We start from the raw sequence: 24,120 nt of genomic DNA on the forward strand, positions 1-24,120 counted from the left end.
AAAAATTAAATAAAAGTCATGATTTAATTAGAAGGCATAAAAAAAGCCCGCCGTTTGGCGAGCTCTTCCTATTTGTAGTAAAGTATGTTTTAACTATCAAGCTGGTTTTTGATAATGGCTACAGCTTCTTCAATGGCCACGTCTAATCCATCCAGGTTTTTACCACCTGCCGTGGCAAAGAATGGCTGACCACCGCCACCACCTTGCATCTTTTTAGCCGCTTCGCGCACAATGGCACCGGCATTTAAGCCGCGCTCCTTCACAAGGTTGTCAGCTACCAGAATAGCCAGCTGTGGTTTGCCGCTTACGTCGGCACCCAGCACCGCTACCACGTCATCCAACTCCTGCTTAATCTGGAAAGCCAGGTCTTTTAATGAATTAGCCAGCATCGGCTTTACCCGTGTGGCAATCACTTTAATGCCGCTGTGTTCCACCGCACTATCAACCAGGTTGCGCTTCTCAATGGCCATAATGTTTTTAAGCATGCCATCGGCCTGAGAGCTTAGCTTGCTGTTTTCATTCATCAGGTTTTCGATGTTCTTTTTGAGGTTGGCCGGGTTTTTAAACATCTCGCCCAGCTCCTTAATTAAAGCAAACTGCTGGTTGATGAATTCTTCAGCTTTTGCCCCTGTAACAGCTTCTATACGACGGATGCCCGCCGCAATAGATGATTCGCTGATGATTTTAAAGAAGCCCATTTGACCGGTTGCTTCCACGTGGGTACCACCACACAGTTCCACCGATGAGCCAAACTTGATGGCACGCACCAGGTCGCCATATTTTTCGCCAAACAAGGCCATGGCGCCCATCTCCAATGCTTTGGCCTGAGGAATTTCACGCATCTCTTCCAGTGGCATATTCTGGCGGATACGCTGATTAACCAGCTGCTCTACTTTGGCAATTTCCTCTTCGCTCACTTTCTCAAAATGCGAGAAGTCGAACCTTAAGTAGTCGGGATGCACCAGCGAGCCTTTTTGCTCCACATGCTCGCCCAATACCTCACGTAAAGCTTCGTGCATCAGGTGAGTGGCGGTGTGGTTGTTGGCTGTATTTTGTCGCGCTTCCTTATTAACAATGGCCTTAAAAGTGGCATTAAGATCCGATGGTAACTCTTTGGCGAGGTGTACAATCAGGTTATTTTCTTTTTTGGTATCTATAATATAAACCTTCTCATCCTCATTCTGAATGTAACCGGTGTCGCCCACCTGGCCACCACTCTCGGCATAAAACGGGGTGATGTTAAATACCAGCTGGTACAGCTCTTTGTTCTTCTGCTTTATTTTGCGGTAGCGGGTGATGAACACATCTGTTTCCAGGTAGTCGTAACCAATAAACTCTTCGCGGTCATCGTGCTGAAGCACCACCCAGTCGTCGGTTTCAATGGCAGTGGCGCTGCGGGCGCGCTCTTTCTGCTTGTTCATCTCTTCTTCAAACTCCTTGCGGTTCACCACCAGGTTGTTTTCTTTCAGTATCAGCTCTGTTAAATCCAGTGGGAAACCAAAGGTATCGTACAGTTCAAAGGCCACTGCACCATTTACCACATTGTAGTTGTTGGCTTTGGTTTCGGCCATAATTTTATCCAGCATGCTGATGCCGGTAGCCAGGGTACGCAGGAACGATTCCTCTTCTTCTTTAATAACCTTCTCAATTAATGTTTTCTGCGATTGCAGCTCAGGGTAGGCATCGCCCATGGTAGCTATCAGTACATCCACCAGCTTATACACAAAGGCCTCTTTGCTATTGAGGAAGGTATAGCTGTAACGCACGGCACGGCGCAGGATACGACGGATTACATAGCCCGCTTTGTTGTTCGATGGTAGTTGTCCGTCGGTAATGGAGAAAGCAATGGTGCGCACATGGTCGGCCACTACGCGCATGGCAATATCTGTTTCTTCGCTTTTGCCGTATTCAAAGCCCGATAGTTCAGCAATTTTATTGATGATGGGGGTGAAGACATCGCTGTCGTAGTTGGATGACTTGCCTTGAATAACACGCACCAGGCGTTCAAATCCCATACCGGTATCAACATGTTTATTGGGCAGTGGCACCAGTTCGCCATTGGCCATGCGGTTATACTGGATAAATACCAGGTTCCAGATTTCAATCACCTGGTCGTGATCCATGTTTACCAGTGATTTACCATCTACCATGGCACGCTCCTCATCGGGGCGCATATCTATGTGTATCTCCGAGCAGGGTCCACAAGGTCCTGTTTCGCCCATCTCCCAGAAGTTATCTTTTTTATTACCGTTGATGATGCGGTCTTCGCCAATCCACTCTTTCCAGGCATCGGCAGCTTCATCATCACGGCCCACGTTATCCTCTTTGCTGCCTTCAAAAACGGTGACGTAAAGACGGTCTTTATCTATTTTCAGCACATCAGTCAGGTATTCCCAACCCCAGGCAATGGCTTCTTTTTTGAAGTAATCACCAAACGACCAGTTACCCAGCATCTCAAACATGGTGTGGTGGTAGGTGTCATGGCCTACTTCTTCCAGATCGTTGTGCTTACCCGATACACGCAAGCATTTTTGCGAGTTGGTAACACGTGGACTTTCAGCCGGATGGTTGCCTAAGAATATATCTTTAAACTGGTTCATCCCGGCATTGGTAAACATCAATGTCGGGTCGTTTTTAACCACCATTGGCGCCGAAGGCACCACCTTATGTTGCTTAGAGTTAAAGAAATCCAGAAAACTCTTTCTTACTTCAGAGGCCGTCATCATATCTCGTAAATTTATATCAAGGTGTTATGTACAATAAAAAACCTTGCAAAGTTAGATTATTTAAGTAATTTTGGGACGATTAGTACCCAATTTTTCTAACAAAAGTAAAACATACGGTCTATGTCAAAAGTTAAGTATCGCTATAATCCTGAAACGCTTAGCTACGATAAAATAAACAAAGGTTCTAAATACTATATTTCCAGAGCATCTATCTACTTTATGTTTGTATTGTTGGTGGGGATGCTGACTTATCTCATTTACCCATATGTGTTTCAAAGTCCGGTGGAGAAACGCCTTGAGCGCGAGAACCATCAGCTGTTGGCACAGTATGACATTATGAATAAGAAGCTCGATCAGCTGGAGTTAGTTTTAGAAGATATTGAGCTGCGGGACGAAAATATTTACCGTACTATTTTTCAGGCAGATAGTATTCCAAGCAGTATCCGGCGAGCCGGTTTTGGTGGAGTCAACCGCTATCGCCATCTCGAAGATATGGATAATGCCGAACTGGTGATTAACACAGCCAAGCGCCTTGACGTGGTGATGAAACAGCTTTATGTGCAGTCTACTTCCTTTGATGAAGTGATTTCGCTGGCCATGCGTAAAGAAGAAATGCTGCGATGCACGCCGGCTATTATGCCTATCTCCAATGCTGATTTAAAGCGGACAGCCTCAGGTTGGGGATACCGTATTCACCCCATCTACAAGGTGAAAAAGTTTCATGAAGGAATGGATTTCTCGGCACCTATCGGCACCGATATTTATGCCACGGCTGATGGAGTTGTAACTAAAATCACCAATGAAAAAACCGGGTATGGAAAACGCATCGAGGTTGATCATGGCTTTGGTTATACTACACTATATGCGCACCTTGATGAATTTAACGTGCGCCGAGGACAGAAGGTAAAACGTGGTGACGTGATTGGCTATGTAGGTAATACCGGTGGAAGTACAGCGCCTCACCTTCACTATGAGGTACATGTGAAAGGCAAGAAGGTGAATCCGCAGCACTATTATTTCAAAGAAGACTTAACGGCTGAAGAGTATGATAAGATGATTCAGATATCATCAAACTCTAACCAGACATTTGATTAAATAGAACGATTGATATAGCAGAAAGGTGGCCAAACGGTCACCTTTCTGCTTGCTGCCACGGCTGGCGCGGATTTGCAATCCGTGCACTAAATAAATAAGCAAAACATTCAGTAGGTTAGCTTTGGCACTATGCCAACTGTACGATCTATATTGAACTCATAGCTAGTTGAAAAACTCATATGCATTCAAAAGCCGGACTATTTTATTAGTATTAATTCTTCCATAGCACAGATTACATATGCGCTAGCGGACAATTAAGTGCTGAATGCAGGGTAGGTGTGTGTTGGGAAAGAAGAGCAATTAAGCAAGTCATGAAGACTTTAGAAAAAAAAAGGTGGCCGCAGCCACCTTTCATATCTATTCTTTTTCGTCTAAAGTCTTATGTCTTGAGTCTTGATACTACAATAAGATATTACTTAATCCCCAACTGCTTTTTAATGACCTTTGGCAACGCATCTTTATGCACCATAATGGCTACTGTGTGCAGGCGCATGTAGCTTTCCGACATGTACAGATAACCTTCGTAGGCACCGCGATCAGTACCCCAGCTATTCTTAGTTTTATAGTAGGATGTACCATTTTGATCCTTCGATAGACCAGTGATGTGCATCAGGTGATCGTCAGTTGATTGCCACGACAGGAAGGCTTCCTGGCGTACTTCAGGTGTAATCTCTTTTTCTTCCTGTGGAGCAAAACCTAAGTCTTCATCAGCAGGCACAATGGCGGCACCCAGTTTATGTGAGAAGAATTTTTCGCTGACATCGCCATCCCATACAAATGAGTAGCCATTGGCTAAAGCATTATCCATTACTTCCATCAACTCGTTTAATGGCAGGTTGTAATAGTGATCATTGCTCCAGTTGTCGGGCACTTCCAGGTTAAAGGCTTTGTAATAGGGGTGGTGTGTGTAGGATGTTAGTTCTACGTAATCATCCGGATTAATTTTCATGTCCTGAGCAAACTGCTGAGGTGTTTTACCCTCTACTGTTTCAGGTACTTCACCCAGATAAATATCCAGTACTGCACCCTGTACTTCATACCAAACAGGAGAAGGAGCTGCTTTGCGTCTCTTGATGAAATTATCGAGCAGCGCTTTTTGTGAAGAGGCTAACTCAGAATGGTTATGAGGTTTGGTAACATCACGTCGGCCAGGGAAGGCAGCTTCTGTGGCGATACCGTGCTGGCGTATCACATTCATTACGTCGTGTGCCTGGCCTCCTTCGCTGAAATTACCTTTGCCGTGTGCCATCACATACAGACGGGCTTTCTCAGGGTAGGCATAGCGAACGAAATACATCTCAGATAAGTCCAGTTCAGGACCTCCCAGGCGAATAATTTCTGTCTCAACAAAAGAAGTGGTGCTGTACGACCAGCAGGTACCTGTGCGGTCCTGGCTTTTTACAGGGGTTGTTTTAATGTCGTGCACCGGTGTAAATTCAATGGTGCTCTTGGGCTCTTCCTGTGCTACAGCTCCAATTGCTATTGCCGTAGCTAAAAATAGTAGTTGTAATCTCTTCATGATTTACTTTTAATAACTTGTCATTAGTTGATGGTCAGTAGTCAGTAGTTTAATGAGCTACTGACCACTGACTAATATCTATAACCTATTTCTTTCCTTCACTTACAGTGGCTTCAACTTCATCAACCGTAATTGGAATACGATCGCCTAAAATACGGCAGCCATCCTCAGTTACCAGGATATCGTCTTCCAGACGAACACCTCCGAAGTCTTTGTAAGACTCAACCTTATCAAAATTGATAAAATCAGCATTGGTGCCATCTGCCTTCCATTGGTCAATCAATGCAGGGATGAAATAGATACCAGGTTCGTTGGTGATGCAGAAGCCTGGCTGTAGTGTACGACCCAGGCGAAGTGCTGATAAGCCAAACTGAGTGCTTCGTTCCATCTCGTCCATGTAGCCCACCAAAGTATCGTTGTAGTCTTCCATGTCGTGCACATCCAGACCAATCATATGGCCCAGTCCGTGAGGGAAGAACATAGCATGTGCCCCAGCTGCCACAGCCTCGTCCACATCGCCTTTCATCAGACCAAGATCTTTCAGTCCCGATGCAATAACACGTGCGGCTACCAGGTGTGCTTCTTTGTAGGTAACGCCCGGTTTAGTGGCTTCGCGGCTGATGTTGTTGGCATCCACCACAATCTGGTAAATTTCCTTCTGACGTTGCGAGAATTTACCACCTACAGGCGATGTACGTGTGTGGTCAGTTGCATAATGCAATGGCGATTCGCTACCACCATCCACTAATAGCAGGTCGCCTGTTCTCAATGTATTGCTATGGTCGTGGTTATGTAATGTTTCACCTCGCTTGCTACAAATGATGGGGAAGGATACCATGCCGCCTCCACTCATGGAGATACCTTCCATAGCGCCGGTAATGGCTTGCTCGGTCACGCCATCCTGCGCCATGCGCATAGCGGTGGTGTGCATCTGATAGGCTACGGCCATGTGACGCTCCATCTCCTCAATTTCGCAAGGTTCTTTAATAGAGCGAATCTCGATACAAGCCTTAGTCAGCTCCAGCGACGTCTTGCTTTGTACTTCGTTGTGGCGGCAGCCTAACAAGTCGGCCAGCCACATAATGTTTTCACCGCGGTAAGGCGGGTTGAAATGTACGGGGCGACCAGCTTTGAGGGCATCACCTACCATAGTGGCCAGGTCGGCCATCGGGCGAGTATTTTCAACACCAATCGAAGCAGCTTTCTCAGTCATGGTTGGTTGAGGTCCCATCCAGATGATGTGGCCCAGCGAGATATCATCGCCAAACAGGTATTCTTTGTTATTGTCAATATCAATAATGGCTGCATGGTCTTGCAGGTCAATGCCAAAGAAATATAAGAAAGTACTATCCTGACGGAAATGGTACACATTGTCCTTGTAGTTCATAGGAACATCTGTATTTCCCAGCATCAGAATTAATCCCGACTGCACTTTTTGCTGCAATCTTTTGCGTCTATTGATGTACGTCTCTTTTGAAAACATATGATTTGATTTTTTTGAAATTGGATTTCAATATACAGTTTTTAATAACAAACAGAAACGATAATTGTCACATTGGCTGAGTGATGGTAACTGGGGCTGGGATTAATCTCTAAAAGGATTATAAATCCATGCCAGTGGAGTAAGGAGAGAATAGCAATGATTTGGAATCTGCATTTGACAAGTGAAAAAAACGTAGTGATGTTTTAGAAAAAACGTGCTTATGTTTTGATCAAAACATCACTACGTTTTTGTAAAAACATAAGCACGTTTTTATGAGATGTTTATTGGTGTTGAAAATGAATGGGTTATGAGGTATTGTTTTCGTCGTCTTTCAGACTGAAGCTGGCGCGGATTTGAAATCCGTGCCAATTACTTAACAACAAACACATCTAATAAGCCTTTTGCCTCCACTATAATCATGTGCACTGCTTAAACATTCTAAAGTCGTGATTACTTGTGTTGTTTTGTGTTTTGTTTTAGGAGCACGGATTGGAAATCCGCGCTAGCGGAGAGAATTTTGATTATAATCCCCCATCGCCTTTCAGGCACTTCCCCAAGGGGAAGATATAAAAGAATGATAGCTACATCTAGATAATCAATGCTCTTCTTGGAGAAGCAGTTGAAAGACTGTGGGGGGGCATAGTGTTTTGTGCTGTCAGCTAGAAGCTAATAGCTATCAGCTTTTTTCAAAACCTGATTTTACTCAATTTGCCTTTTGTCATGTATATAAGCTGAATATGGTTGTAATTTCGCTCAAAATCGAAAAATTAAAACTTACCATATATGGATACACAAGCGTTTCAAGCAGCAATTTTAGAGGGGATTCCTGAAGTGTTGCCGGCTCCAAAAGCTTATGAGCCAAACATTAACCACGCGCCAAAGCGTAAGGAGATATTAACCGAAGAAGAGAAGAAACTGGCGCTAAAGAATGCCTTACGGTATTTCCCGGAAAAGGATCATGCCGAGCTGGCACCTGAATTCCTGGAAGAGCTTAATACTTACGGACGTATTTATATGTATCGCCTGCGTCCTGATTATGAGATGAAAGCACGCCATCTGGAACAATTTCCTCATCAATCACGTCAGGCAGCTGCTATCATGCTGATGATTCAGAATAACCTGGATTATGCTGTGGCACAGCACCCGCACGAGCTGATTACTTATGGAGGTAATGGAGCTGTTTTCCAGAACTGGGCACAGTACCGCTTATGTATGCAGTACCTGGCTACCATGACTGATGAGCAGACCTTGGTGATGTATTCGGGACATCCAATGGGCTTGTATCCATCACATAAAGATGCACCACGCGTGGTAGTAACTAACGGAATGATGATTCCGAACTACTCCAAGCCGGATGACTGGGAGAAATTCAATGCCCTGGGAGTTACTCAATATGGTCAGATGACTGCCGGTTCGTTTATGTATATTGGTCCACAGGGTATTGTGCATGGCACAACCATTACTGTTTTAAATGCAGGACGTAAGATTTCAGGAGGAAAAACTGATTTGGCCGGTAAGCTGTTTATCACGGCTGGTTTGGGCGGTATGTCAGGTGCTCAGCCAAAAGCCGGTAACATTGCCGGTGTTATCAGTATCACCGCTGAGGTGAATCCAAAGGCTACTCATACGCGCCACTCACAGGGCTGGGTTGATGAGGTGATTGCAGATTTGGATGAACTGGTAGCACGTGTCGAAAAAGCGAAGGCAGCCAAAGAAGTGGTGTCTATTGCCTACCAGGGTAACGTGGTGGATGTTTGGGAGAAATTTGCCGAAGAAGGTATCCATGTGGATTTAGGTTCTGATCAGACTTCGTTGCACAATCCATGGGCAGGTGGTTACTACCCTGTTGGCTTGTCGTTTGAAGAGTCAAACAAAATGATGGCCGAAAATCCTGAACTGTTCAAAGAGAAAGTTCAGGAGAGCCTGCGTCGTCATGTGGCGGCGGTCAACAAGTGCACCAATAATGGCATGTATTTCTTCGATTACGGTAACGCCTTCTTGTTGGAGTCGAGCCGTGCAGGAGCTGATATTATGAATGAGAAGGGTGACTTTAAATATCCTTCTTACGTGCAGGATATCATGGGGCCTATGTGCTTCGATTACGGTTTTGGTCCGTTCCGTTGGGTGTGTGCCAGCAACGATCCAAAAGATTTGGAAATAACTGACCAGATAGCTACTGACGTGCTGGAAGAATTGATGAAAGAATCACCAGCTGAGATACAACAGCAGATGGCTGATAATATCCTATGGATTAAGGAAGCCGGTAAAAACAAGATGGTGGTTGGTTCGCAGGCGCGTATCCTGTATGCCGATGCCGAAGGACGTATGCGCATTGCAGCAGCATTCAATAAAGCTATTGCTGAAGGACGTATCTCTGCACCAGTCGTATTAGGCCGCGATCACCACGATGTGTCGGGTACCGATAGCCCATACCGTGAAACATCGAACATTTATGATGGCTCACAATTTACAGCTGACATGGCAGTGCAAAATGTTATTGGTGACTCTTTCCGTGGCGCTACCTGGGTGTCTATCCACAATGGTGGAGGCGTAGGTTGGGGTGAAGTAATGAACGGTGGCTTTGGTATGGTGCTGGATGGCTCTGATGATGCTCACCGCAGACTGACCAACATGCTGTTCTGGGATGTAAATAACGGTATCTCGCGTCGTAGCTGGGCACGTAACGAAGGCGCTATTTTTGCCATTAAACGTGCCATGGATGCTAATCCTCAGTTAAAGGTGACCATCCCTAATCTCACTGACGATAAGTTCATCGACAGCTTATTCTAGGATTCATTTAGCTTTAATATAGTTTAGTTGGGGGCTTGCCGGTGGGCAGGCCCTTTTTTTGATCAAAAAAACTGCCACGCGACAAGCGCGTGACAGCTTTTGAATTATTAGAGGGGAAAATCTTATTTCTTGATTACTTTTTGAGTAGTTGATGTACCATCCATAAATTTCACTTGTACAATATACATACCCTTTGGTAAGTTTGCCGTGCTTACACGTTTACTGCCTGACTGGTCGTTCATAACAACTTGTCCGGCCGTATTAAACAGGATGATGTTTTGTAGCTCTTTTGTTCCCTTAATGTATAACTCGTTAGTAAATGGGTTTGGACTGATAACAACTTCGGATGCCTTTTGGCTATCTACGCTGGTTGGTGTATCAACCCCGGTGATTTCAATATTTTTAATTTGCCACAAGTCAGCTCCGTCAGCAGAGCTCAGATACTTAAAAGCAAAATATACAGTGCCACTTATTGCAGAAACATCAATATAGCCAGAATGTGTAAAGGTTGTGGATGTGGCAAAAGTTGCACTCAAGGTATTCCAGGTTGAACCAGTTGGATCTCCTGTACCAGAATAATCTGTTGAATAGTATACTTCAAGACTGGAATTAACATTGTCATAATTGACTGAAGACTCAAATACAAATAATTCTTCTGTTGTATTATCCATATTAATGGCATTGGTGATTAACCAATCTTCTTCAGCTTCCATGTTTTGATTATCGTAGCCATTCATTTGTGCATAGTCACTATAGGCTGTCCATTGTTTGTTGGCTCCGAGTACACTATATTGGAATGTGCTATTAAATTGGGAACCAGAGAAATCTTCCCATAATAATTCGGTGTCGTGCCCGTCAATTATAAAAGCGGTTGACTCATCTGATACCGATGAATTATCTGCATCAACAACTCTTAGCTTGTAGCCGTCCCATGAAAAGGCATTAGCAGGAATAGTAAAGTCATACTCATTGTCCCCATCGGGTGAAGCAATATTGTCAGTGATTTGTTCCCACTTAGATTCCTGAGTCCAAACCTCAAAATAGACATTTGAAACATTGGTTGAGTTCCACATGAACTTAACAACTTGTCCGGCAGTATAATTTTCACCACCAGCTGGAGATGTTAATTCAACAGTACCAACGACGGTTGAAAAAGTGTGTGAGCCAAGGTAACTGGCTTCATCTTGGTCGTATACATTCCATTCAGACACAAGTGTGGGAAAACCCGATGTAGGATTTGTTGTAACACCGCCACTAACAGAAGCCTTTCTTACAAGTGTTTTATTTGCGGTTGAATGCGCTCCGTCTGTCCAAGCGCTCCCGGGGTCCTCTCCAATGCAACCAAAGATATCAACATAACTGTCAGTTGATACTTTTTTTAAAGCTATTGCGTCATCTCCATTGAAATAGGTAACCGTTGAGGTTGTGTTAGCCGAATTGTAAATATCTGCACTTGCATTAGCAATTACATATACGGCATTGTCAGCTAGATCAATATTTTCTAAATCAAGTGTGTTTCCTGGCGTGGATGAACCGTTTGAAAACAATATTACTTGATAATCAGATAGGTTAACAGGTGCGCCTGTACCATTAAAAATTTCAATGTACTTGTTGTTGCTTGAGCCTTCTATATACTCTGAAAAGAAAAGGTCACTGGCTTGGGAAAAGCCTGAAAGTGGGATTAGAGAAATTAATAAAAAGAGTAAAAACTTTTTCATATAAATGTGTTTTAGGTTAAAAGAAAAAAATATCAATACTAATATAAACAAAAATAGTATGAATGGAGGTGATTTAAGAACTTAAATATTAAGTAATTATTAAGTATATGTAGACTAGTAGGTCTAGTTATCTTGCCAGCTGCGAGCTTGCGGTTGATCAGGCAATTTATAGTATTGACTGGCAGCCACGAAAGAATTTATGTGGAGTGTTAAGTTTATGTAATGCGCAGCAGCGCTTATTGCTTAATTAAAGAGGCAATGGTGCGGGATATGTCTTGCTTGTACTCCCCGGTGTTTAGTTGATGCGCTTGTTGGAGGTATTGCTGAGCTTTGGTACTATCATTTTGACTCAAATAAATTTTAGCCGACTCTATTGCAGCATATGGACCGATATAGCGCTTATCATCCTGGCATAAGCTAATGACTATATCGTAGTCTTTCTGCGCATCCTGGTGCTTATTAAGTGCCTGATTGATGCGCCCCAGCCGATAATGATACTCCGGCAGGTAATACCTACTCAACTGTGAAGTGTTTGAAGACATCAATGCTGCTTGTGCTTTCTCATAATAGCCGCCATCAAATAGCAGGCGTGCTTTAAGTAAGGTTACTGGCTCATCTGGCAATGCGACTAACTCTTTTTGCGCTTGCTTGTCGTTGGATGTTGAGAAGACGGTTTGTTGTTTCGCAAGCATTATCAGACTATCCCGCTTGTTTAAATTCTGCTGAATATGCCACCACCAGGCCTGACGCATCAGGGCATCTGTCCGAAAGGATTGTCCTTTGTAGAGCTTAGTAAAAGTATGCAGAGAGTTGGTGGCTGCACTATCCAGTTGATTTAATAATAAGCGGCCTTTCACATGGTACAACAATGGAAAGGCCTGGTAAGTCTGATAAGGAAGATTTTCGACATAGCTTAAGCCTTCAGTGCCCAATTGTTTTTTAATAGCTAAAGATGCTATAACGAATGATAGAACAGGCGAGTGAAGGTTTTGCGAAGAAGCCATTAACTGAATGATTTCTGTTTTGTCTGGTTCGCCAAATTTAAGCAGGCAGTAGGAGTAGGCCACCAATGCTTCCTGTCTGGCACCTTCGTTAAGATGACTATTTTGCAGGTTATTTCTCAGTAGTTGTAAACCTTTGTCAGCATCCCCCTGTAATCCGAATAGTGAAGCCCAGAAACGGTACTGCTCGGGTATCTGACTCAGAAATACATTAAACAAGCCGTTTATCTTATCGTAGTCATATTGAAAATTAGCCCTATCGGCTCTCGCAAACACACGATGGGCTTTGTAAAAAGCACGCACGCCATCGGTGTACGCTTCGTTGCTCCAATACAACAGACTTTGCTGGATAAGGAGTGTGACCTGCATTAAATGAAAGCGCTCATCATCATTAAAATGAGTTTCGAAGTGTTTTAACCCTTGATGAAAGGAATTCGCGTGAATGGATTGCTCATTGGCCTGATAGGTCATGAAAAGCCCGTAGAGACGCAGGTACTCATCTTCAATGGATGGGTTATTCCTGCTTTCGAATTGATGTAAGTTAGCCTGTGGCGTCTGGTAGATTTGATGCAGGGTTGCCTGACCTTGGGGTGACAGCAGATAGGAGGATTGCCCGCTTAGCTGCAGTGCAAATGCTGTAATAAAAAAAACGGTCAGGATGTGTTTCATGCGTTTGTTTTGCATTAAAAATAGCAAAAGCTACAAACAAAAACAGCCGGAACAAGTCCGGCTGCTTTATATTTATTATCGAATATGCTTATTCTACAGTATCACCCATGGCACCGTCAACCAAAATACGGCCACAATATTCGCAAACAATGATCTTTTTGCGAGAAGCGATATCCATCTGGCGCTGAGGTGGAATTTTGTTAAAGCAACCACCACATGCATCACGCTCAACAGTTACAACGGCCAGTCCGTTACGGGCATTCTTGCGGATGCGCTTAAAGGCTACCTGAAGACGTTCCGGAATAACGTTCATAATGTCAGAAGACTTCTGAATCAGGCGTTCCTCTTCAACCTGAGTTTCGCCAACGATTTCTTCCAACTCTTTCTTTTTGGCATCCAGGTCAGCTTTACGCTCTTCTAAAAGAGTTTTAGATGACTCGCCAATTTCTTTTTTATTCTTCAGTTCAGCAGTAAATTCTTTAATGCGTTTTTCGCAAAGCTCGATTTCCAACTTCTGGAACTCAATCTCTTTAGATAAAGAATCGAACTCGCGGTTGTTACGCACGTTGCCTTGCTGAGCCTCATATTTCTTAATTAATAAGTCAGCTTCTTTAATCTCGTTTTTCTTACTCAGGATGGCGTCATTTAATTTCTTAACCTCCCCATCAAGGTTGGCCATACGGGTATCAAGCCCCTCAATTTCGTCCTCCAAATCCTGCACTTCCAAAGGAAGTTCTCCTCTTAACGTACGAATCTTGTCGATCGACGACTCCACACTCTGAAGGTCATAAAGAGCTTTTAATCTTTCCTCTACCGTCATTTCTGGTGCATTTGCTTTTGAATCTGTTGCCATGCTGTTATAAATAATTTACGGGATTGGTATTCACGTTTGATAAATGGATTGCAAAATTAGAGAATTTTTTTGTAAGTAACTCAAAAAAAACTTCTTTAGTGTACTGTTCGCTCTCAAAATGTCCGATATCAGCAATTAGAATACGGTCTTCGGCGTCGGCAAACTGATGATATTTAAAATCACCGGTAATAAACACATCTGCTTTTTCGGCTATGGCTTTACCCAACAGGAAGCTGCCCGAACCACCACATACGGCCACACGCTTCACTGGTTTATTCAGCAGGTTGGTGTAGCGAACACATCCTGCATTGAATTTATTCTTCACCCGGTTAAGAAACGTGGCTTCATCAACTTCATCAGGTAAATCGCCCACCATACCTATTCCGGCAGAGGGCCATTCATTGGCCAATGGGTAAAGGTCGTAGGCTACTTCTTCGTATGGATGAGCTTTCCACAGGGCACTTAGCACTTTCCCCTTCTGGTAGGCAGGCAGGATGGTTTCGATGCGCACTTCAGCTTCTGTATGAATTTGTCCTTTTTCACCCACATACGGCCTGGTATTGTCACCTGCTCTGAAGGTGCCTTGTCCATTTACATTGTAGCTGCAGGCGTCATAATTACCAATTTGACCGGCACCGGCAGCAAAAACAGCTTCGCGCACTTTTTCAGCATGGTCGGCAGGTACAAATGTTACCAACTTAAGCAAGCTCTCTTTCTTGGGGGCAAGTATTTTACAGTTCTGGAGTCCCAGTTTTTCACACATGCGGCCACTCACCCCGTTAATCACCGAGTCGGCATTGGTGTGTGACGCATAAATAGCAATATTGTGTTGTATGGCTTTGATGACGATGCGTTCAGTAGCATTGCGGCCATTAATTTTTTTTAGTCCCGAAAGCATAATCGGATGATGGGCCACCACCAGGTTACAGCCCAGGTCAATGGCTTCATCCATTACCTTTTCTGTAATATCCAAAGTGATAAGTACACCGGTTGCTTCTGTGGCGGCATTGCCCACCAACAGGCCAACATTATCAAAATCTTCCTTTAATGCTGAAGGGGCGAACTCTTCCAGTTCGTTTAAAATATCCTGAATCTGCACAATTGACTGTCTTAATCTATATTATCACGGATTTCCACCAGTAACTCTCTGATGTCTTTAAGCTTTGATACCACTTCGAAGTTATTAACCGTATCGTCATGGTTTTCTTTAAGCTTTTTTTGAGCGCCTTTAAGAGTCATTCCTTTTTCCTTCACCAGGTGAAATATGAGGTGGAAGTTATCTACATCCTTTGGAGTAAACAGGCGGTTGCCTTTTTTGTTTTTATGAGGCTTGATGATGTCAAACTCTTTTTCCCAGAAGCGGATGAGCGAGGTGTTAACATTAAACATCTCGGCTACCTCACCAATGGAATAGAACAATCTTTCAACTTTTTGCTCTTTATAAGGCATGATATAATTTTTACTACGTAGTTTTGAAATGCGCTAACACAATATTAGCGGTATTTTCGCGAAAAGCCAAATGGTGGCCATTCGCCTTGGTTCCAAAATTGTATCTTTAGCATCCTAATAGTTAGATTATGCAAAAATTATCCCTGCTTTTGATTGGTGTGTTTGGTATCATTATTTCAGGCTTTTCGCAACAGAATAGCGGATTGTCGTTTATTGGAGTAGGGGATATGATGTTGGGTACCCACTTCCCATCTGCCGATTATTTACCACCGAATGATGATCCCTGGCCGTTGCTACATGAGGTGGCACCGGTATTTTCACAGGCGGATGTGGTGTTCGGTAACCTGGAAGGTGCTTTCCTGGATGAAGGGGATGTATTTAAGCGCTGTAAGGACATCACGAAGTGCTATGCCTTTAAAACACCAACACGCTATGCGCCGGTGTTAAAAAGAGCAGGTTTTGATTTTGTGAGTGTTGCCAATAACCATATTAGGGATTTTGGACCAGCTGGACTCAAAACAACCCGTAAGCTGCTGGATAGCTTGGATATTGCTTTTGCCGGACTGGTGGATAAGCCTTCTGTTATTAAGGAAATAAACGGACAGCGGGTAGGTATGTGTGCATTTGCTCCCAACACCGGAACGGCTCAAATTGGCGACATTGCAGGTGCAGTGCGTATTGTTGAGGAGCTGGATGCACAGTGTGATTATGTGATAGTATCTTTTCATGGAGGGGCCGAAGGTAAAGCGCATATGCATGTTACAAGAGAAACAGAGACTTTCTACGGCGAAAACAGAGGTAACGTGTATGCTTTTGCCCATGCCGTGATTGATGCTGGTGCAGATATTGTTTTTGGACATGGCCCACATGTGCCGCGTTCCATTGAGATTTATAAAAATCGATTTATTGCCTACAGTTTGGGTAACTTCTGTACCTACAGCAGGTTTAACCTTTCCGGTCCTAATGCCTTATCGCCAGTGGTACAGGTGTGGACCAACAGCGATGGCTCATTTGTTAGGGGTAAAATCCATGCCTTCTACCAGATAAAGGGAAAAGGAACTTTACGAGATCCTGGAAATGCAGTGGTGTATAAAATGCGTGATCTTACCAAAATTGACTTTCCGGAATTAAACCATCTTTTACTCATTGATGATGATGGTGATTTCTACATGCCGTTTGAATCACCTATGCCATCTAAGAGCATAGGTTTTACTAATTATCAGGTAGAGGTGCCCAAACGACTCTAGTCATTGTATTTGGTGATCAGCAAAAGTCCAGTAAAAGCAATGGCACCGTTGTATATCAGCTTTTCAAAACCAATGGTGAAGTTGTAATCCAGTATGCCAATGATTATAGGTGACAGGATGGCTATGATGGGAACTAAGCTGTCGCGTACTTTGAATTTGGTGAATAAACCGAATGCATACAAACCCAGCAGTGGCCCATAGGTATAACCGGCCAGGTTAAATACCGTGCTGATGACGCTGTCGTTGTTAAAAGCTCTGAATAACAATATTACCAAAGCCAGCAAAAGGCTGAATCCGATGTGCACCTTAAAACGAGTGCGTTTGGCTTGCGCTTCATCCTTCTTTTCAATATTTAATATATCTACCGAAAAGGAGGTGGTGAGCGATGTTAAAGCAGAGTCGGCACTTGAATAGGCAGCCGCTACCAATCCCAGCATAAAGAACACGCCCACAATTTTAGGCAGATAACCGCCAGTTGCAATTATCGGGAACAAATCATCTGATCGCTCAGGAATGGCAATGCCTTGATTAGCTGCAAACATAAACAAAAGCACGCCCAGACTCAAGAAAAGCAGGTTCACAGGAACGAATGAGAAACCATACCAGTGCATGTTCTTCTGTGCATCTTTCAGATTACGGCAGGTTAAGTTCTTTTGCATCATATCCTGATCTAGTCCGGTCATAACAATGGTAATAAAAGCACCTGAGAAAAACTGTTTGATAAAGTGCTGTTTCGACGATAAATCATTGAACTCAAACAGCTGTGAGTATTCACTATTGGCAATGGCCGATATCATACCACTAAAAGACAGGTTCATGGTTTTGGCAATAACCACGACCGTAATGCCAACACTCAGCAGCATAAAAAGTGTTTGTAAAGTATCGGTCCATATGATTGTTTTGATACCCCCGCGAAAGGTGTAGAGCCAAATTAGCAATATGGTCACCAGCACGGTTATTTCAAAGGAAATATTGAAGGCATCAAAAACTGCTATTTGCAGCACATTGGCCATGAGGTAGAGACGAGCTGACGCACCGATGGTACGCGACAACAGGAACAAGGCCGCGCCCGACTTATACGACCAGAATCCAAAACGTTTATCAAGGTAGGCGTAAATAGAGGTGAGGTTAAGACGATAGTATAGTGGCAGAAGAATATGCGCAATCACCAGGTATCCCAAAAAATAGCCAAATACCATCTGCATATAGGTCAAACCGGTTGAACCCACCCATCCGGGTACCGATATAAAGGTAACACCCGACAATGATGCCCCAATCATTCCGATGGATACTATGTACCAGGGCGATTGTTTATTGCCTCTGAAGAAGGTATCGTTATCGGCCTTTTTGCTGGTTAAAAAGGAAATAAGGATTAAAAGGCCAAAATAGCTGGCTATGATGGTAGCTGTTAATGCTGGATTCATTGGTTTTGAATTTTACAGCACTAAGATATAAGATAAGTTGGTAAGTTAAGAGGTCAGGCATCTGTTGTTGGTGATCGAGATGCCTGTGATTGAGGTGACACGTATTATTACAGGCCTCTTCTGTCGGCTACAATCATCAGTGCTTCTTCCCGGATGATATCTGGTGGATTGATGCCTCTTATTTGAAGGCTTTTAAGCCAGCCTGCCACTTCGCGCTCCTTAAGGGTAAACAGTACTTCTCTGAACTGCTCAATTTCTTCATCAGAATAGCTGTTGGCTTGTTTGGCTTGATAGCTGTCCAGCTCCTCATCTTCGTAATATTCAGCTTTATCGCTGCTACTAAGCAGGCTGTCGGCTTCACATACTTCATGTGCCCCACAACAGTCATCAGCCACAATGGTTTGTTCTTCTGCATCAGTACCTGACTTTCGTGAAAAGATGAAAGCCACTACTAACGCTACTACTATGCCAGCCAATAAGTAAATCATGCTGCAAAAATAATAATTAGTCAGTAGTTATCAGTCAGTGGTTAGTAGTTTAACATTCTTTACTAATAACCACTGACTGTTAATTATCTGTTTTTTTAATATTTCCATTTATTTGCTAATGCTACTAAGGATAGCATAACCGGTACTTCAACCAATACACCCACTACGGTTACCAGTGCTGCCGGTGATTGTAAGCCAAACAGTGCGATGGCTACCGCCACGGCCAATTCAAAGAAGTTGCTGGCCCCAATCATGGATGCTGGTGAACATACAGCGTGTGGAAGCTTCAGCTTGCGCCCCCCAAACCAGGCAATGAAAAAGATGAAATAGGTCTGAATAATTAGGGGGATAGCTACCAAAAGAATGATCAAGGGATTTTGTGTGATATTGTGCCCCTGAAACGCAAATAGCAAGACCAATGTGGCCAGCAAAGCAAAAACACTTACCGGCTTAAACTTTGGTAAGAATGTTTGTGTGAACCATTCTTGTCCATGGCGCTTAATGAGGTAACGGTTGGTAACGGTGCCAGCCAGTAAAGGGACCACCACAAAGATGACCACACTGCTTACCAGTGTATCATAAGGGATAGTCACATTGGTGATGCCCAGCAAAAAACCAACTATTGGCACAAAGGCCACCAATATAATAAGGTCATTCACCGACACCTGCACCAGAGTGTAGTTAGGGTCGCCATCAGTAAGGTACGACCATACAAACACCATGGCTGTACAAGGAGCAGCGCCTAACAGGATGGCTCCTGCAATATATTCACCGGCCAGCTCTGGTTCTATGAATGCACCATATAATTTGCTGAAGAATATCCAGGCAAAGAAAGCCATTGTAAATGGTTTGATCAGCCAGTTAACAACCAGTGTCAGGATTAGCCCTTTGGGCCGTTTTCCCACATTTTTGATACTGGTGAAATCTACCTGCAGCATCATGGGGTAAATCATGAGCCATACCAGTATAGCCACTAAGATATTTACACCCGATACTTCCAGGCTGCTTAAAACCGAAACTGTATCGCCAAAGAAATGGCCGATTAAAATACCGCCTCCGATACACAGTGCCACCCACAGGGTCAGGTACTTCTCAAAAAAACCGATTTGCTTTTTATTGTCCGACATGCCTTAGGCTTGTTTAATGTTTTCAATGTAGAATTTGTAGAAACCGTCTTTAATCTCGTCACGCACACGATGAAATTCACTCATGATAAACTCATCGCTTCCCTCTGCGTGTGATGGATCATCAAAGCCAATATGTAAACGATGCTTTACTTTACCACTGAATGCAGGGCACGATTCGTTGGCTCCTCCACAAACAGTAATGACATAGTCCCACTCATCGTTCAGGTATTTTTGAACTGAGTCGCTGGTGTGACCACTGATATCAATGCCTATCTCTTGCATTACCTGCACTGCTTTAGCATTCAGTTTACCAGATGCTTCGGTGCCTGCTGAAAACACCTTAATGTTTTGGTCAAAAGACTGTAAAAATCCATGAGCCATCTGACTGCGGCAACTATTGCCGGTGCATAAAATCAATACTTTCATAGTTATTTGTTTTTTGTGATGATTAACAATTACTGGATTCGCAACTTTTTGATTGAAGGCTGTTGCAAAACGAAAGGCCGTGTGTATTTAGTTTGTCAACACCCTGCTGGTTTAGGCAATAATTGGTTTTGGCACCGCGTGTGGTTCCTTGTATCAATCCTGCTTTCTTAAGCTCAGTCAGATGCTGGTTGACAGTAGTTCGGCCTAGTGGCACCACCTCGGTGATGTCGCCGCAGAAACAGGCATCTCTGCTGGCCAGAAACTTGAGTATTTGAAGCCTTGCCGGATGCGCCAGCGCCTTATACAGTTGTGCCAGCTCCTGCAGGTCTTCGTCAAACAGATCATTCTTCGCTTGAGGCATATCGTTTAATTTTGACGTAAAAGTACGTCTAATGATTGACGTAAAAGTACGTCGATATGATATTTAATAGTTTTTTAACATTCGGGCACTAAAAAAGGGAAGCAAACGCCTCCCTTTCATCTTTATTTTGATGCTTTTGATTTCTAGATGTCCATATTCATGGCTGCGCGCACTTCTTCCAGTGTTTTCTGTGCGACATTACGCGATTCGGCAATGCCCTCACGAAGAATGCTTTTTACAAAGTCTAAATTGTTCTCCAGGTGGGCGCGTCGCTGACGAATTTCCCTGAAGTGTTCGTTAATCGATTCAGTAACAATTTGCTTCAGTTTACCGGCACCCTGGTCGCCAATTTCAGCAGCCAGGTTTTGTGGCGTTCCGCCCGATGCCAGCGCGGCAATGCGCAGCAGGTTGGCCACTTCAGGACGATTATCCGGATCGTAGGTGATCAATCGTTCAGAATCAGTCTTAGCTGATTTCACCGCTTTCATGGTTTCGTCTTCAGTCGCTTTAATCATGATGGTGTTGTTGCGGCTCTTACTCATTTTCTGGCCACCATCTAAACCAAGAATCATTGGTGTTTCACTCAATAAGCCGGTTGGTTCCCTGAAAACACGAGCCTTAAATTTCTTGTTGAAACGTTTGGCAATGTTTCTGGTTAATTCAATGTGTGGCAACTGGTCTTTTCCAACGGGTACCACATCACTTTTACAGAATAAGATATCGGCTGCCTGGTGTACCGGATAAGTATACATACCCGCATTGATTACATTCTGCCCCGATGCCTGAATCTCTTCTTTGATGGTTGGATTCTTACTCAATTCGGAGTTGGAAACCAATGACAGGAAAGGTACCAGCAATTGGTTCAATTCAGGAATATGACTGTGCGGGAAGATGTGCGTCTTAAATTTATGTGGATCTAAACCACAGGCTAAATAATCAATGGTTAGTTCCAGAACAAATTTTGAGATGTCCTTAAACACATCGCGATCGGTCAATACCTGGTAGTCGGCAATGACAATAAATGTTTCAACACCCAGGTTTTGTAAGCGCACCCTGTTTTGCAATGAGCCAAAATAGTGCCCGATGTGCAGGTTACCAGTTGGACGGTCGCCTGTTAATACACGGTGTTTCTCAGGATTTATTTGTAAATCTGCTTCTAACTCATTACTCTTCTGAACAGCTCTTTCGAATGAAGCGTTGATTGCTTCACTTATATTTTCTTCTGCCATCTGGAACTTATTTTATCAATGTTTTTATTATTCAACCATGAGGTAGCTCTATAAAATCTGTCCTGATTTGGATATTGTCAATCAGTTTATTTTCTATAGGCTATCGTCTAACCGTCTAATCTCTTAATAAAGAGCTGCAAAAATGGGGAAAATTGTGATGATTTGAAAATTATTTATACTCTTAGCTTTGCAGGTGTAGGCAAATTCATCTGTATACTGAATTAGCTTACCCAGGTAATGAGCTTTAGGGTGATAAGCGCCCATACAACATAGCGGATGAGTTTCCCGATAAACATGCCAATACTCACCAGCCAAACATTAACTTTCAACAAGCCTAATATTACGGCAATAACATCGCCCACACCCGGTAGCCAGCAAAACAAAGCAATCCACAGCTCCTTGCCGCTCACCATTTTTCGGGTTTTCTCTATCTGCTGGTGTTTAATCTTCAGGTATTTCTCAATCCATTTTGTTTTGCCCAGCCAGCCTAGTCCATAGGAACTCATACCGCCCAGCCAGTTGCCCAGTGTGGCCAGTCCCAGGCACCAATACAGGTTGTAGTTGGTGGCCAGCATGCCCGACAAAAGAGCTTCGGAGCTAAATGGTACTACTGTAGCAGCCAGAAATGAGGCTAAAAACAATGCAAAATATCCCGATTCAAACAGCATTTTATAGTTTTTGAGGCACAAAAGTAAGAAAATTAGTGTATCGCCATAAAAATATTGTTGCTGCAAAATCCTTTATTTAAAAGACTTTCAGAGATTTTAACAAAAATAATTCAAAAAAATATGGTACTATGTATTGCAAAGTACCATTTAATGACTGTATATTTGTTATACCAAATTCATTGTTTAAGATAGTATTATTAGTCATGTTACTTTTAAGATCATTATCCACCCAACGTTTATTACTGATAGCTGCCGCGCTATTTTGTATTTCGGCTGGAATGCTGGCGCAAACCGAGAAGCCTGATACTTGTAAAATTGTGGAACAGGAGAAGCCTGTTGTTGAGAAAAAGCAGGATGTGAAGAAGGCGAAAGCTGAGGTGAAGCGAAAGAACAGTGCTGATACAAAAGTAAAAGCTACCAGGAAGGCCAATCTGGAACATGCCTTTTTATTTAAGAATCATATCATAAGTAAACTGTAACAAGTAACTCTATAAAACCGGGAGAATGAATGTAGAAAATGCAAAAGCGCAAATGCGGAAGGGAGTTTTAGAGTATTGTATATTGCTCATCCTGTCTAACAACGATGCCTATGCTTCAGACATCATCAATCAGTTGAAGGAAGCAAAGATGATTGTTGTGGAGGGAACACTATATCCGCTTTTGACGCGACTCAAGAACGCTAAACTTCTTAGCTATCGCTGGGAAGAGTCGACCCAGGGACCACCCCGTAAGTACTATGCACTTACCGATGAAGGCAGAACCTTTTTGGGCGAAATGGACGCCTCATGGCAGGCGCTTGTCAACGCCGTTGAATTAATACATCAAACCAAAAACGTAACCGAACAATGAACAAGACTGTAACAATCAATATTAGTGGGCACATGTTCTATATAGATGAAGATGCCTACACACGCCTTCGAAGCTACCTCGATAAAATTGAGACAACTTTTCGTTCGCAGGAGAGTGGTGATGAGATTATCTCTGATATTGAAAGCCGTGTTGCTGAGATATTTAATGAACGCATTAACCGCGAAACAGGTGTTGTGACATTGGAGATGGTTGATGAAGTCATTGCTACAATGGGCGAACCAGAGCAGTTTGAGGATGGAGAAGGAGAAGAGCAGAAAAGCTATACGCCTCCAACCACAATGGTATTCCGCAAAGCCAGTCGTCGCTTCTACCGCGACATTGATAACAGGGTGCTTGGTGGTGTATGTGCTGGTATAGCAGCTTACTTTGGTATTGATGTTGTACTGGTACGTGTCCTTTTTGTTATTCTTACGGTACTAACCTGGGGAGGTATACCTCTCATTTATATTATACTCTGGATAGCATTGCCACCTGCACGTACAACGGCTCAAAAGTTGCAAATGCGTGGCGAGCGTATCACCATCGAAAACATTGAACGTAGCATTCGCGATGAGTATGATGAGGTGAAGAAGAAGTTTGGTCATTTTAAAGAATCGAAAACCTATAAAAAGGGAGAGAGCTTTTTTAGTCGCTTCTCAAAGAGTGAAAAAGCGACCATCTTTATTATTCTGGCTGTAGTAGGTGCTGCTTTGCTATTTAATATGCCCGACTGGCATGGGGTGTTTTATGGTCCTGCGACTGTATTTACAGGTTTTAGTCACCATGTGGTGCCCACCTTCAATCATATCTTTTTTCCAGGAGCCTTAACCTTTGTGCTTGTGTTGCTGGTTATTGGTTTAATATTCAAAACCTTTCTGAAGATTGTGTTGTACCTAATTGCATTTCTGTTGCTGGGTTCGCTGGCATTGAAGGTATTATTCTGGCTGTTTGGCGGATTTATGCTCATGTGCTAATACTTAACAGGGAGATTATTTGAT

Annotated in this window: 21 protein-coding genes; 6 read left to right on the plus strand and 15 right to left on the minus strand. The window is 43.3% G+C overall.

The annotated features are described in order from the left end of the window. Positions 1 to 89 precede the first annotated feature (89 nt). Positions 90 to 2,726, minus strand: coding sequence for an alanine--tRNA ligase (gene alaS, locus KEM09_RS00685; protein ID WP_244824732.1), 2,637 nt, complete (start codon positions 2,724 to 2,726; stop codon positions 90 to 92). Between the two features lie 120 nt (positions 2,727 to 2,846). Here alaS and KEM09_RS00690 point away from each other — a divergent pair, with 120 nt between their 5' ends. Further along, positions 2,847 to 3,821 (plus strand): M23 family metallopeptidase, encoded by a 975-nt coding sequence (locus tag KEM09_RS00690; RefSeq protein WP_212223810.1) that lies wholly within the window; start codon positions 2,847 to 2,849, stop codon positions 3,819 to 3,821. Between the two features lie 412 nt (positions 3,822 to 4,233). On the opposite strand, the gene KEM09_RS00695 is transcribed toward KEM09_RS00690, so the two are convergent. After that, complete coding sequence (locus KEM09_RS00695) at positions 4,234 to 5,340, minus strand: C1 family peptidase (protein WP_212223812.1); 1,107 nt, start codon at positions 5,338 to 5,340, stop codon at positions 4,234 to 4,236. Between the two features lie 85 nt (positions 5,341 to 5,425). Further along, positions 5,426 to 6,823 carry an aminopeptidase P family protein gene (locus tag KEM09_RS00700; protein ID WP_212223814.1) on the minus strand — a complete coding sequence of 466 codons (1,398 nt, stop codon included), beginning with the start codon at positions 6,821 to 6,823 and terminating at the stop codon, positions 5,426 to 5,428. A gap of 783 nt (positions 6,824 to 7,606) precedes the next feature. On the opposite strand from KEM09_RS00700, the gene KEM09_RS00705 reads away from it, so the two are divergent. Continuing rightward, the gene (locus tag KEM09_RS00705) at positions 7,607 to 9,613 is read left to right on the plus strand and encodes a urocanate hydratase (protein WP_212223816.1); all 2,007 of its coding nucleotides are present in this window, start codon (positions 7,607 to 7,609) and stop codon (positions 9,611 to 9,613) included. Positions 9,614 to 9,735: 122 nt separating this feature from the next. Here the strand turns inward: KEM09_RS00705 and KEM09_RS00710 are convergent, their stop codons facing one another. From KEM09_RS00710 to KEM09_RS00730, 5 genes are all read right to left on the minus strand, one after another. Next, on the minus strand, positions 9,736 to 11,331 hold the full coding sequence (locus KEM09_RS00710; protein ID WP_212223818.1) for a T9SS-dependent choice-of-anchor J family protein: 1,596 nt from the start codon (positions 11,329 to 11,331) through the stop codon (positions 9,736 to 9,738). Between the two features lie 236 nt (positions 11,332 to 11,567). Further along, positions 11,568 to 13,001, minus strand: coding sequence for a tetratricopeptide repeat protein (locus KEM09_RS00715; RefSeq protein ID WP_212223820.1), 1,434 nt, complete (start codon positions 12,999 to 13,001; stop codon positions 11,568 to 11,570). An 88-nt stretch (positions 13,002 to 13,089) separates the two neighbouring features. After that, positions 13,090 to 13,854 carry a zinc ribbon domain-containing protein gene (locus KEM09_RS00720; RefSeq protein WP_212223822.1) on the minus strand — a complete coding sequence of 255 codons (765 nt, stop codon included), beginning with the start codon at positions 13,852 to 13,854 and terminating at the stop codon, positions 13,090 to 13,092. A 4-nt stretch (positions 13,855 to 13,858) separates the two neighbouring features. Beyond that, positions 13,859 to 14,953: a Nif3-like dinuclear metal center hexameric protein gene (locus KEM09_RS00725; RefSeq protein WP_342343991.1), complete on the minus strand. Its 1,095-nt coding sequence runs from the start codon at positions 14,951 to 14,953 to the stop codon at positions 13,859 to 13,861. 11 nt (positions 14,954 to 14,964) lie between these two features. After that, positions 14,965 to 15,303, minus strand: coding sequence for a MerR family transcriptional regulator (locus tag KEM09_RS00730; RefSeq protein ID WP_212223824.1), 339 nt, complete (start codon positions 15,301 to 15,303; stop codon positions 14,965 to 14,967). Positions 15,304 to 15,431: 128 nt separating this feature from the next. On the opposite strand from KEM09_RS00730, the gene KEM09_RS00735 reads away from it, so the two are divergent. Then, on the plus strand, positions 15,432 to 16,550 hold the full coding sequence (locus KEM09_RS00735) for a CapA family protein (RefSeq protein WP_212223826.1): 1,119 nt from the start codon (positions 15,432 to 15,434) through the stop codon (positions 16,548 to 16,550). On the opposite strand, the gene KEM09_RS00740 is transcribed toward KEM09_RS00735, so the two are convergent. From KEM09_RS00740 to KEM09_RS00770, 7 genes are all read right to left on the minus strand, one after another. Beyond that, a complete protein-coding gene (locus KEM09_RS00740) occupies positions 16,547 to 17,974 on the minus strand; it encodes a sodium:solute symporter (RefSeq protein WP_212223828.1) in 1,428 nt (475 codons plus the stop codon). The two genes, KEM09_RS00735 and KEM09_RS00740, sit on opposite strands and share 4 nt — an antisense overlap. Positions 17,975 to 18,081: 107 nt before the next feature. After that, complete coding sequence (locus KEM09_RS00745) at positions 18,082 to 18,462, minus strand: hypothetical protein (protein WP_212189004.1); 381 nt, start codon at positions 18,460 to 18,462, stop codon at positions 18,082 to 18,084. A gap of 95 nt (positions 18,463 to 18,557) precedes the next feature. Beyond that, positions 18,558 to 19,589 carry an ACR3 family arsenite efflux transporter gene (gene arsB / locus KEM09_RS00750; protein ID WP_212223830.1) on the minus strand — a complete coding sequence of 344 codons (1,032 nt, stop codon included), beginning with the start codon at positions 19,587 to 19,589 and terminating at the stop codon, positions 18,558 to 18,560. A gap of 3 nt (positions 19,590 to 19,592) precedes the next feature. Further along, positions 19,593 to 20,015, minus strand: a complete 423-nt coding sequence (locus KEM09_RS00755; protein ID WP_212223832.1) for an arsenate reductase ArsC — start codon at positions 20,013 to 20,015, stop codon at positions 19,593 to 19,595. A 22-nt stretch (positions 20,016 to 20,037) separates the two neighbouring features. Further along, the gene (locus KEM09_RS00760; protein ID WP_212223834.1) at positions 20,038 to 20,376 is read right to left on the minus strand and encodes an ArsR/SmtB family transcription factor; all 339 of its coding nucleotides are present in this window, start codon (positions 20,374 to 20,376) and stop codon (positions 20,038 to 20,040) included. Between the two features lie 143 nt (positions 20,377 to 20,519). After that, entirely contained in the window at positions 20,520 to 21,605 is a 1,086-nt protein-coding gene (gene trpS, locus KEM09_RS00765) for a tryptophan--tRNA ligase (RefSeq protein ID WP_212223836.1), read from the minus strand. A 221-nt stretch (positions 21,606 to 21,826) separates the two neighbouring features. Beyond that, positions 21,827 to 22,273: a YqaA family protein gene (locus KEM09_RS00770; RefSeq protein ID WP_212223838.1), complete on the minus strand. Its 447-nt coding sequence runs from the start codon at positions 22,271 to 22,273 to the stop codon at positions 21,827 to 21,829. A 203-nt stretch (positions 22,274 to 22,476) separates the two neighbouring features. Here KEM09_RS00770 and KEM09_RS00775 point away from each other — a divergent pair, with 203 nt between their 5' ends. Genes KEM09_RS00775 through KEM09_RS00785 form a run of 3 tightly spaced genes read left to right on the plus strand, consistent with a single transcriptional unit; the run spans position 22,477 to position 24,096 of the window. Next, positions 22,477 to 22,752: a hypothetical protein gene (locus KEM09_RS00775; RefSeq protein ID WP_212223840.1), complete on the plus strand. Its 276-nt coding sequence runs from the start codon at positions 22,477 to 22,479 to the stop codon at positions 22,750 to 22,752. 25 nt (positions 22,753 to 22,777) lie between these two features. Continuing rightward, a complete protein-coding gene (locus tag KEM09_RS00780; RefSeq protein WP_212188998.1) occupies positions 22,778 to 23,122 on the plus strand; it encodes a PadR family transcriptional regulator in 345 nt (114 codons plus the stop codon). Further along, positions 23,119 to 24,096: a PspC domain-containing protein gene (locus KEM09_RS00785; protein WP_212223842.1), complete on the plus strand. Its 978-nt coding sequence runs from the start codon at positions 23,119 to 23,121 to the stop codon at positions 24,094 to 24,096. The genes KEM09_RS00780 and KEM09_RS00785 overlap by 4 nt, the downstream gene beginning before the upstream one ends. The last annotated feature ends 24 nt before the right edge of the window (positions 24,097 to 24,120 follow it).

This window comes from Carboxylicivirga mesophila, from assembly GCF_018271975.1.
In the GTDB taxonomy this organism is placed as follows: domain Bacteria; phylum Bacteroidota; class Bacteroidia; order Bacteroidales; family Marinilabiliaceae; genus Carboxylicivirga; species Carboxylicivirga mesophila.

Bases quoted from the DNA above. Each gene is read 5' to 3' on its own strand.
- alaS (WP_244824732.1), bottom strand. From the start codon at position 2,726: ATGATGACGGCCTCTGAAGTAAGAAAGAGTTTTCTGGATTTCTTTAAC.
- KEM09_RS00690 (WP_212223810.1), top strand. From the start codon at position 2,847: ATGTCAAAAGTTAAGTATCGCTATAATCCTGAAACGCTTAGCTACGAT.
- KEM09_RS00695 (WP_212223812.1), bottom strand. From the start codon at position 5,340: ATGAAGAGATTACAACTACTATTTTTAGCTACGGCAATAGCAATTGGA.
- KEM09_RS00700 (WP_212223814.1), bottom strand. From the start codon at position 6,823: ATGTTTTCAAAAGAGACGTACATCAATAGACGCAAAAGATTGCAGCAA.
- KEM09_RS00705 (WP_212223816.1), top strand. From the start codon at position 7,607: ATGGATACACAAGCGTTTCAAGCAGCAATTTTAGAGGGGATTCCTGAA.
- KEM09_RS00710 (WP_212223818.1), bottom strand. From the start codon at position 11,331: ATGAAAAAGTTTTTACTCTTTTTATTAATTTCTCTAATCCCACTTTCA.
- KEM09_RS00715 (WP_212223820.1), bottom strand. From the start codon at position 13,001: ATGAAACACATCCTGACCGTTTTTTTTATTACAGCATTTGCACTGCAG.
- KEM09_RS00720 (WP_212223822.1), bottom strand. From the start codon at position 13,854: ATGGCAACAGATTCAAAAGCAAATGCACCAGAAATGACGGTAGAGGAA.
- KEM09_RS00730 (WP_212223824.1), bottom strand. From the start codon at position 15,303: ATGCCTTATAAAGAGCAAAAAGTTGAAAGATTGTTCTATTCCATTGGT.
- KEM09_RS00735 (WP_212223826.1), top strand. From the start codon at position 15,432: ATGCAAAAATTATCCCTGCTTTTGATTGGTGTGTTTGGTATCATTATT.
- KEM09_RS00740 (WP_212223828.1), bottom strand. From the start codon at position 17,974: ATGAATCCAGCATTAACAGCTACCATCATAGCCAGCTATTTTGGCCTT.
- KEM09_RS00745 (WP_212189004.1), bottom strand. From the start codon at position 18,462: ATGATTTACTTATTGGCTGGCATAGTAGTAGCGTTAGTAGTGGCTTTC.
- arsB (WP_212223830.1), bottom strand. From the start codon at position 19,589: ATGTCGGACAATAAAAAGCAAATCGGTTTTTTTGAGAAGTACCTGACC.
- KEM09_RS00755 (WP_212223832.1), bottom strand. From the start codon at position 20,015: ATGAAAGTATTGATTTTATGCACCGGCAATAGTTGCCGCAGTCAGATG.
- KEM09_RS00760 (WP_212223834.1), bottom strand. From the start codon at position 20,376: ATGCCTCAAGCGAAGAATGATCTGTTTGACGAAGACCTGCAGGAGCTG.
- trpS (WP_212223836.1), bottom strand. From the start codon at position 21,605: ATGGCAGAAGAAAATATAAGTGAAGCAATCAACGCTTCATTCGAAAGA.
- KEM09_RS00770 (WP_212223838.1), bottom strand. From the start codon at position 22,273: ATGCTGTTTGAATCGGGATATTTTGCATTGTTTTTAGCCTCATTTCTG.
- KEM09_RS00775 (WP_212223840.1), top strand. From the start codon at position 22,477: ATGTTACTTTTAAGATCATTATCCACCCAACGTTTATTACTGATAGCT.
- KEM09_RS00780 (WP_212188998.1), top strand. From the start codon at position 22,778: ATGAATGTAGAAAATGCAAAAGCGCAAATGCGGAAGGGAGTTTTAGAG.
- KEM09_RS00785 (WP_212223842.1), top strand. From the start codon at position 23,119: ATGAACAAGACTGTAACAATCAATATTAGTGGGCACATGTTCTATATA.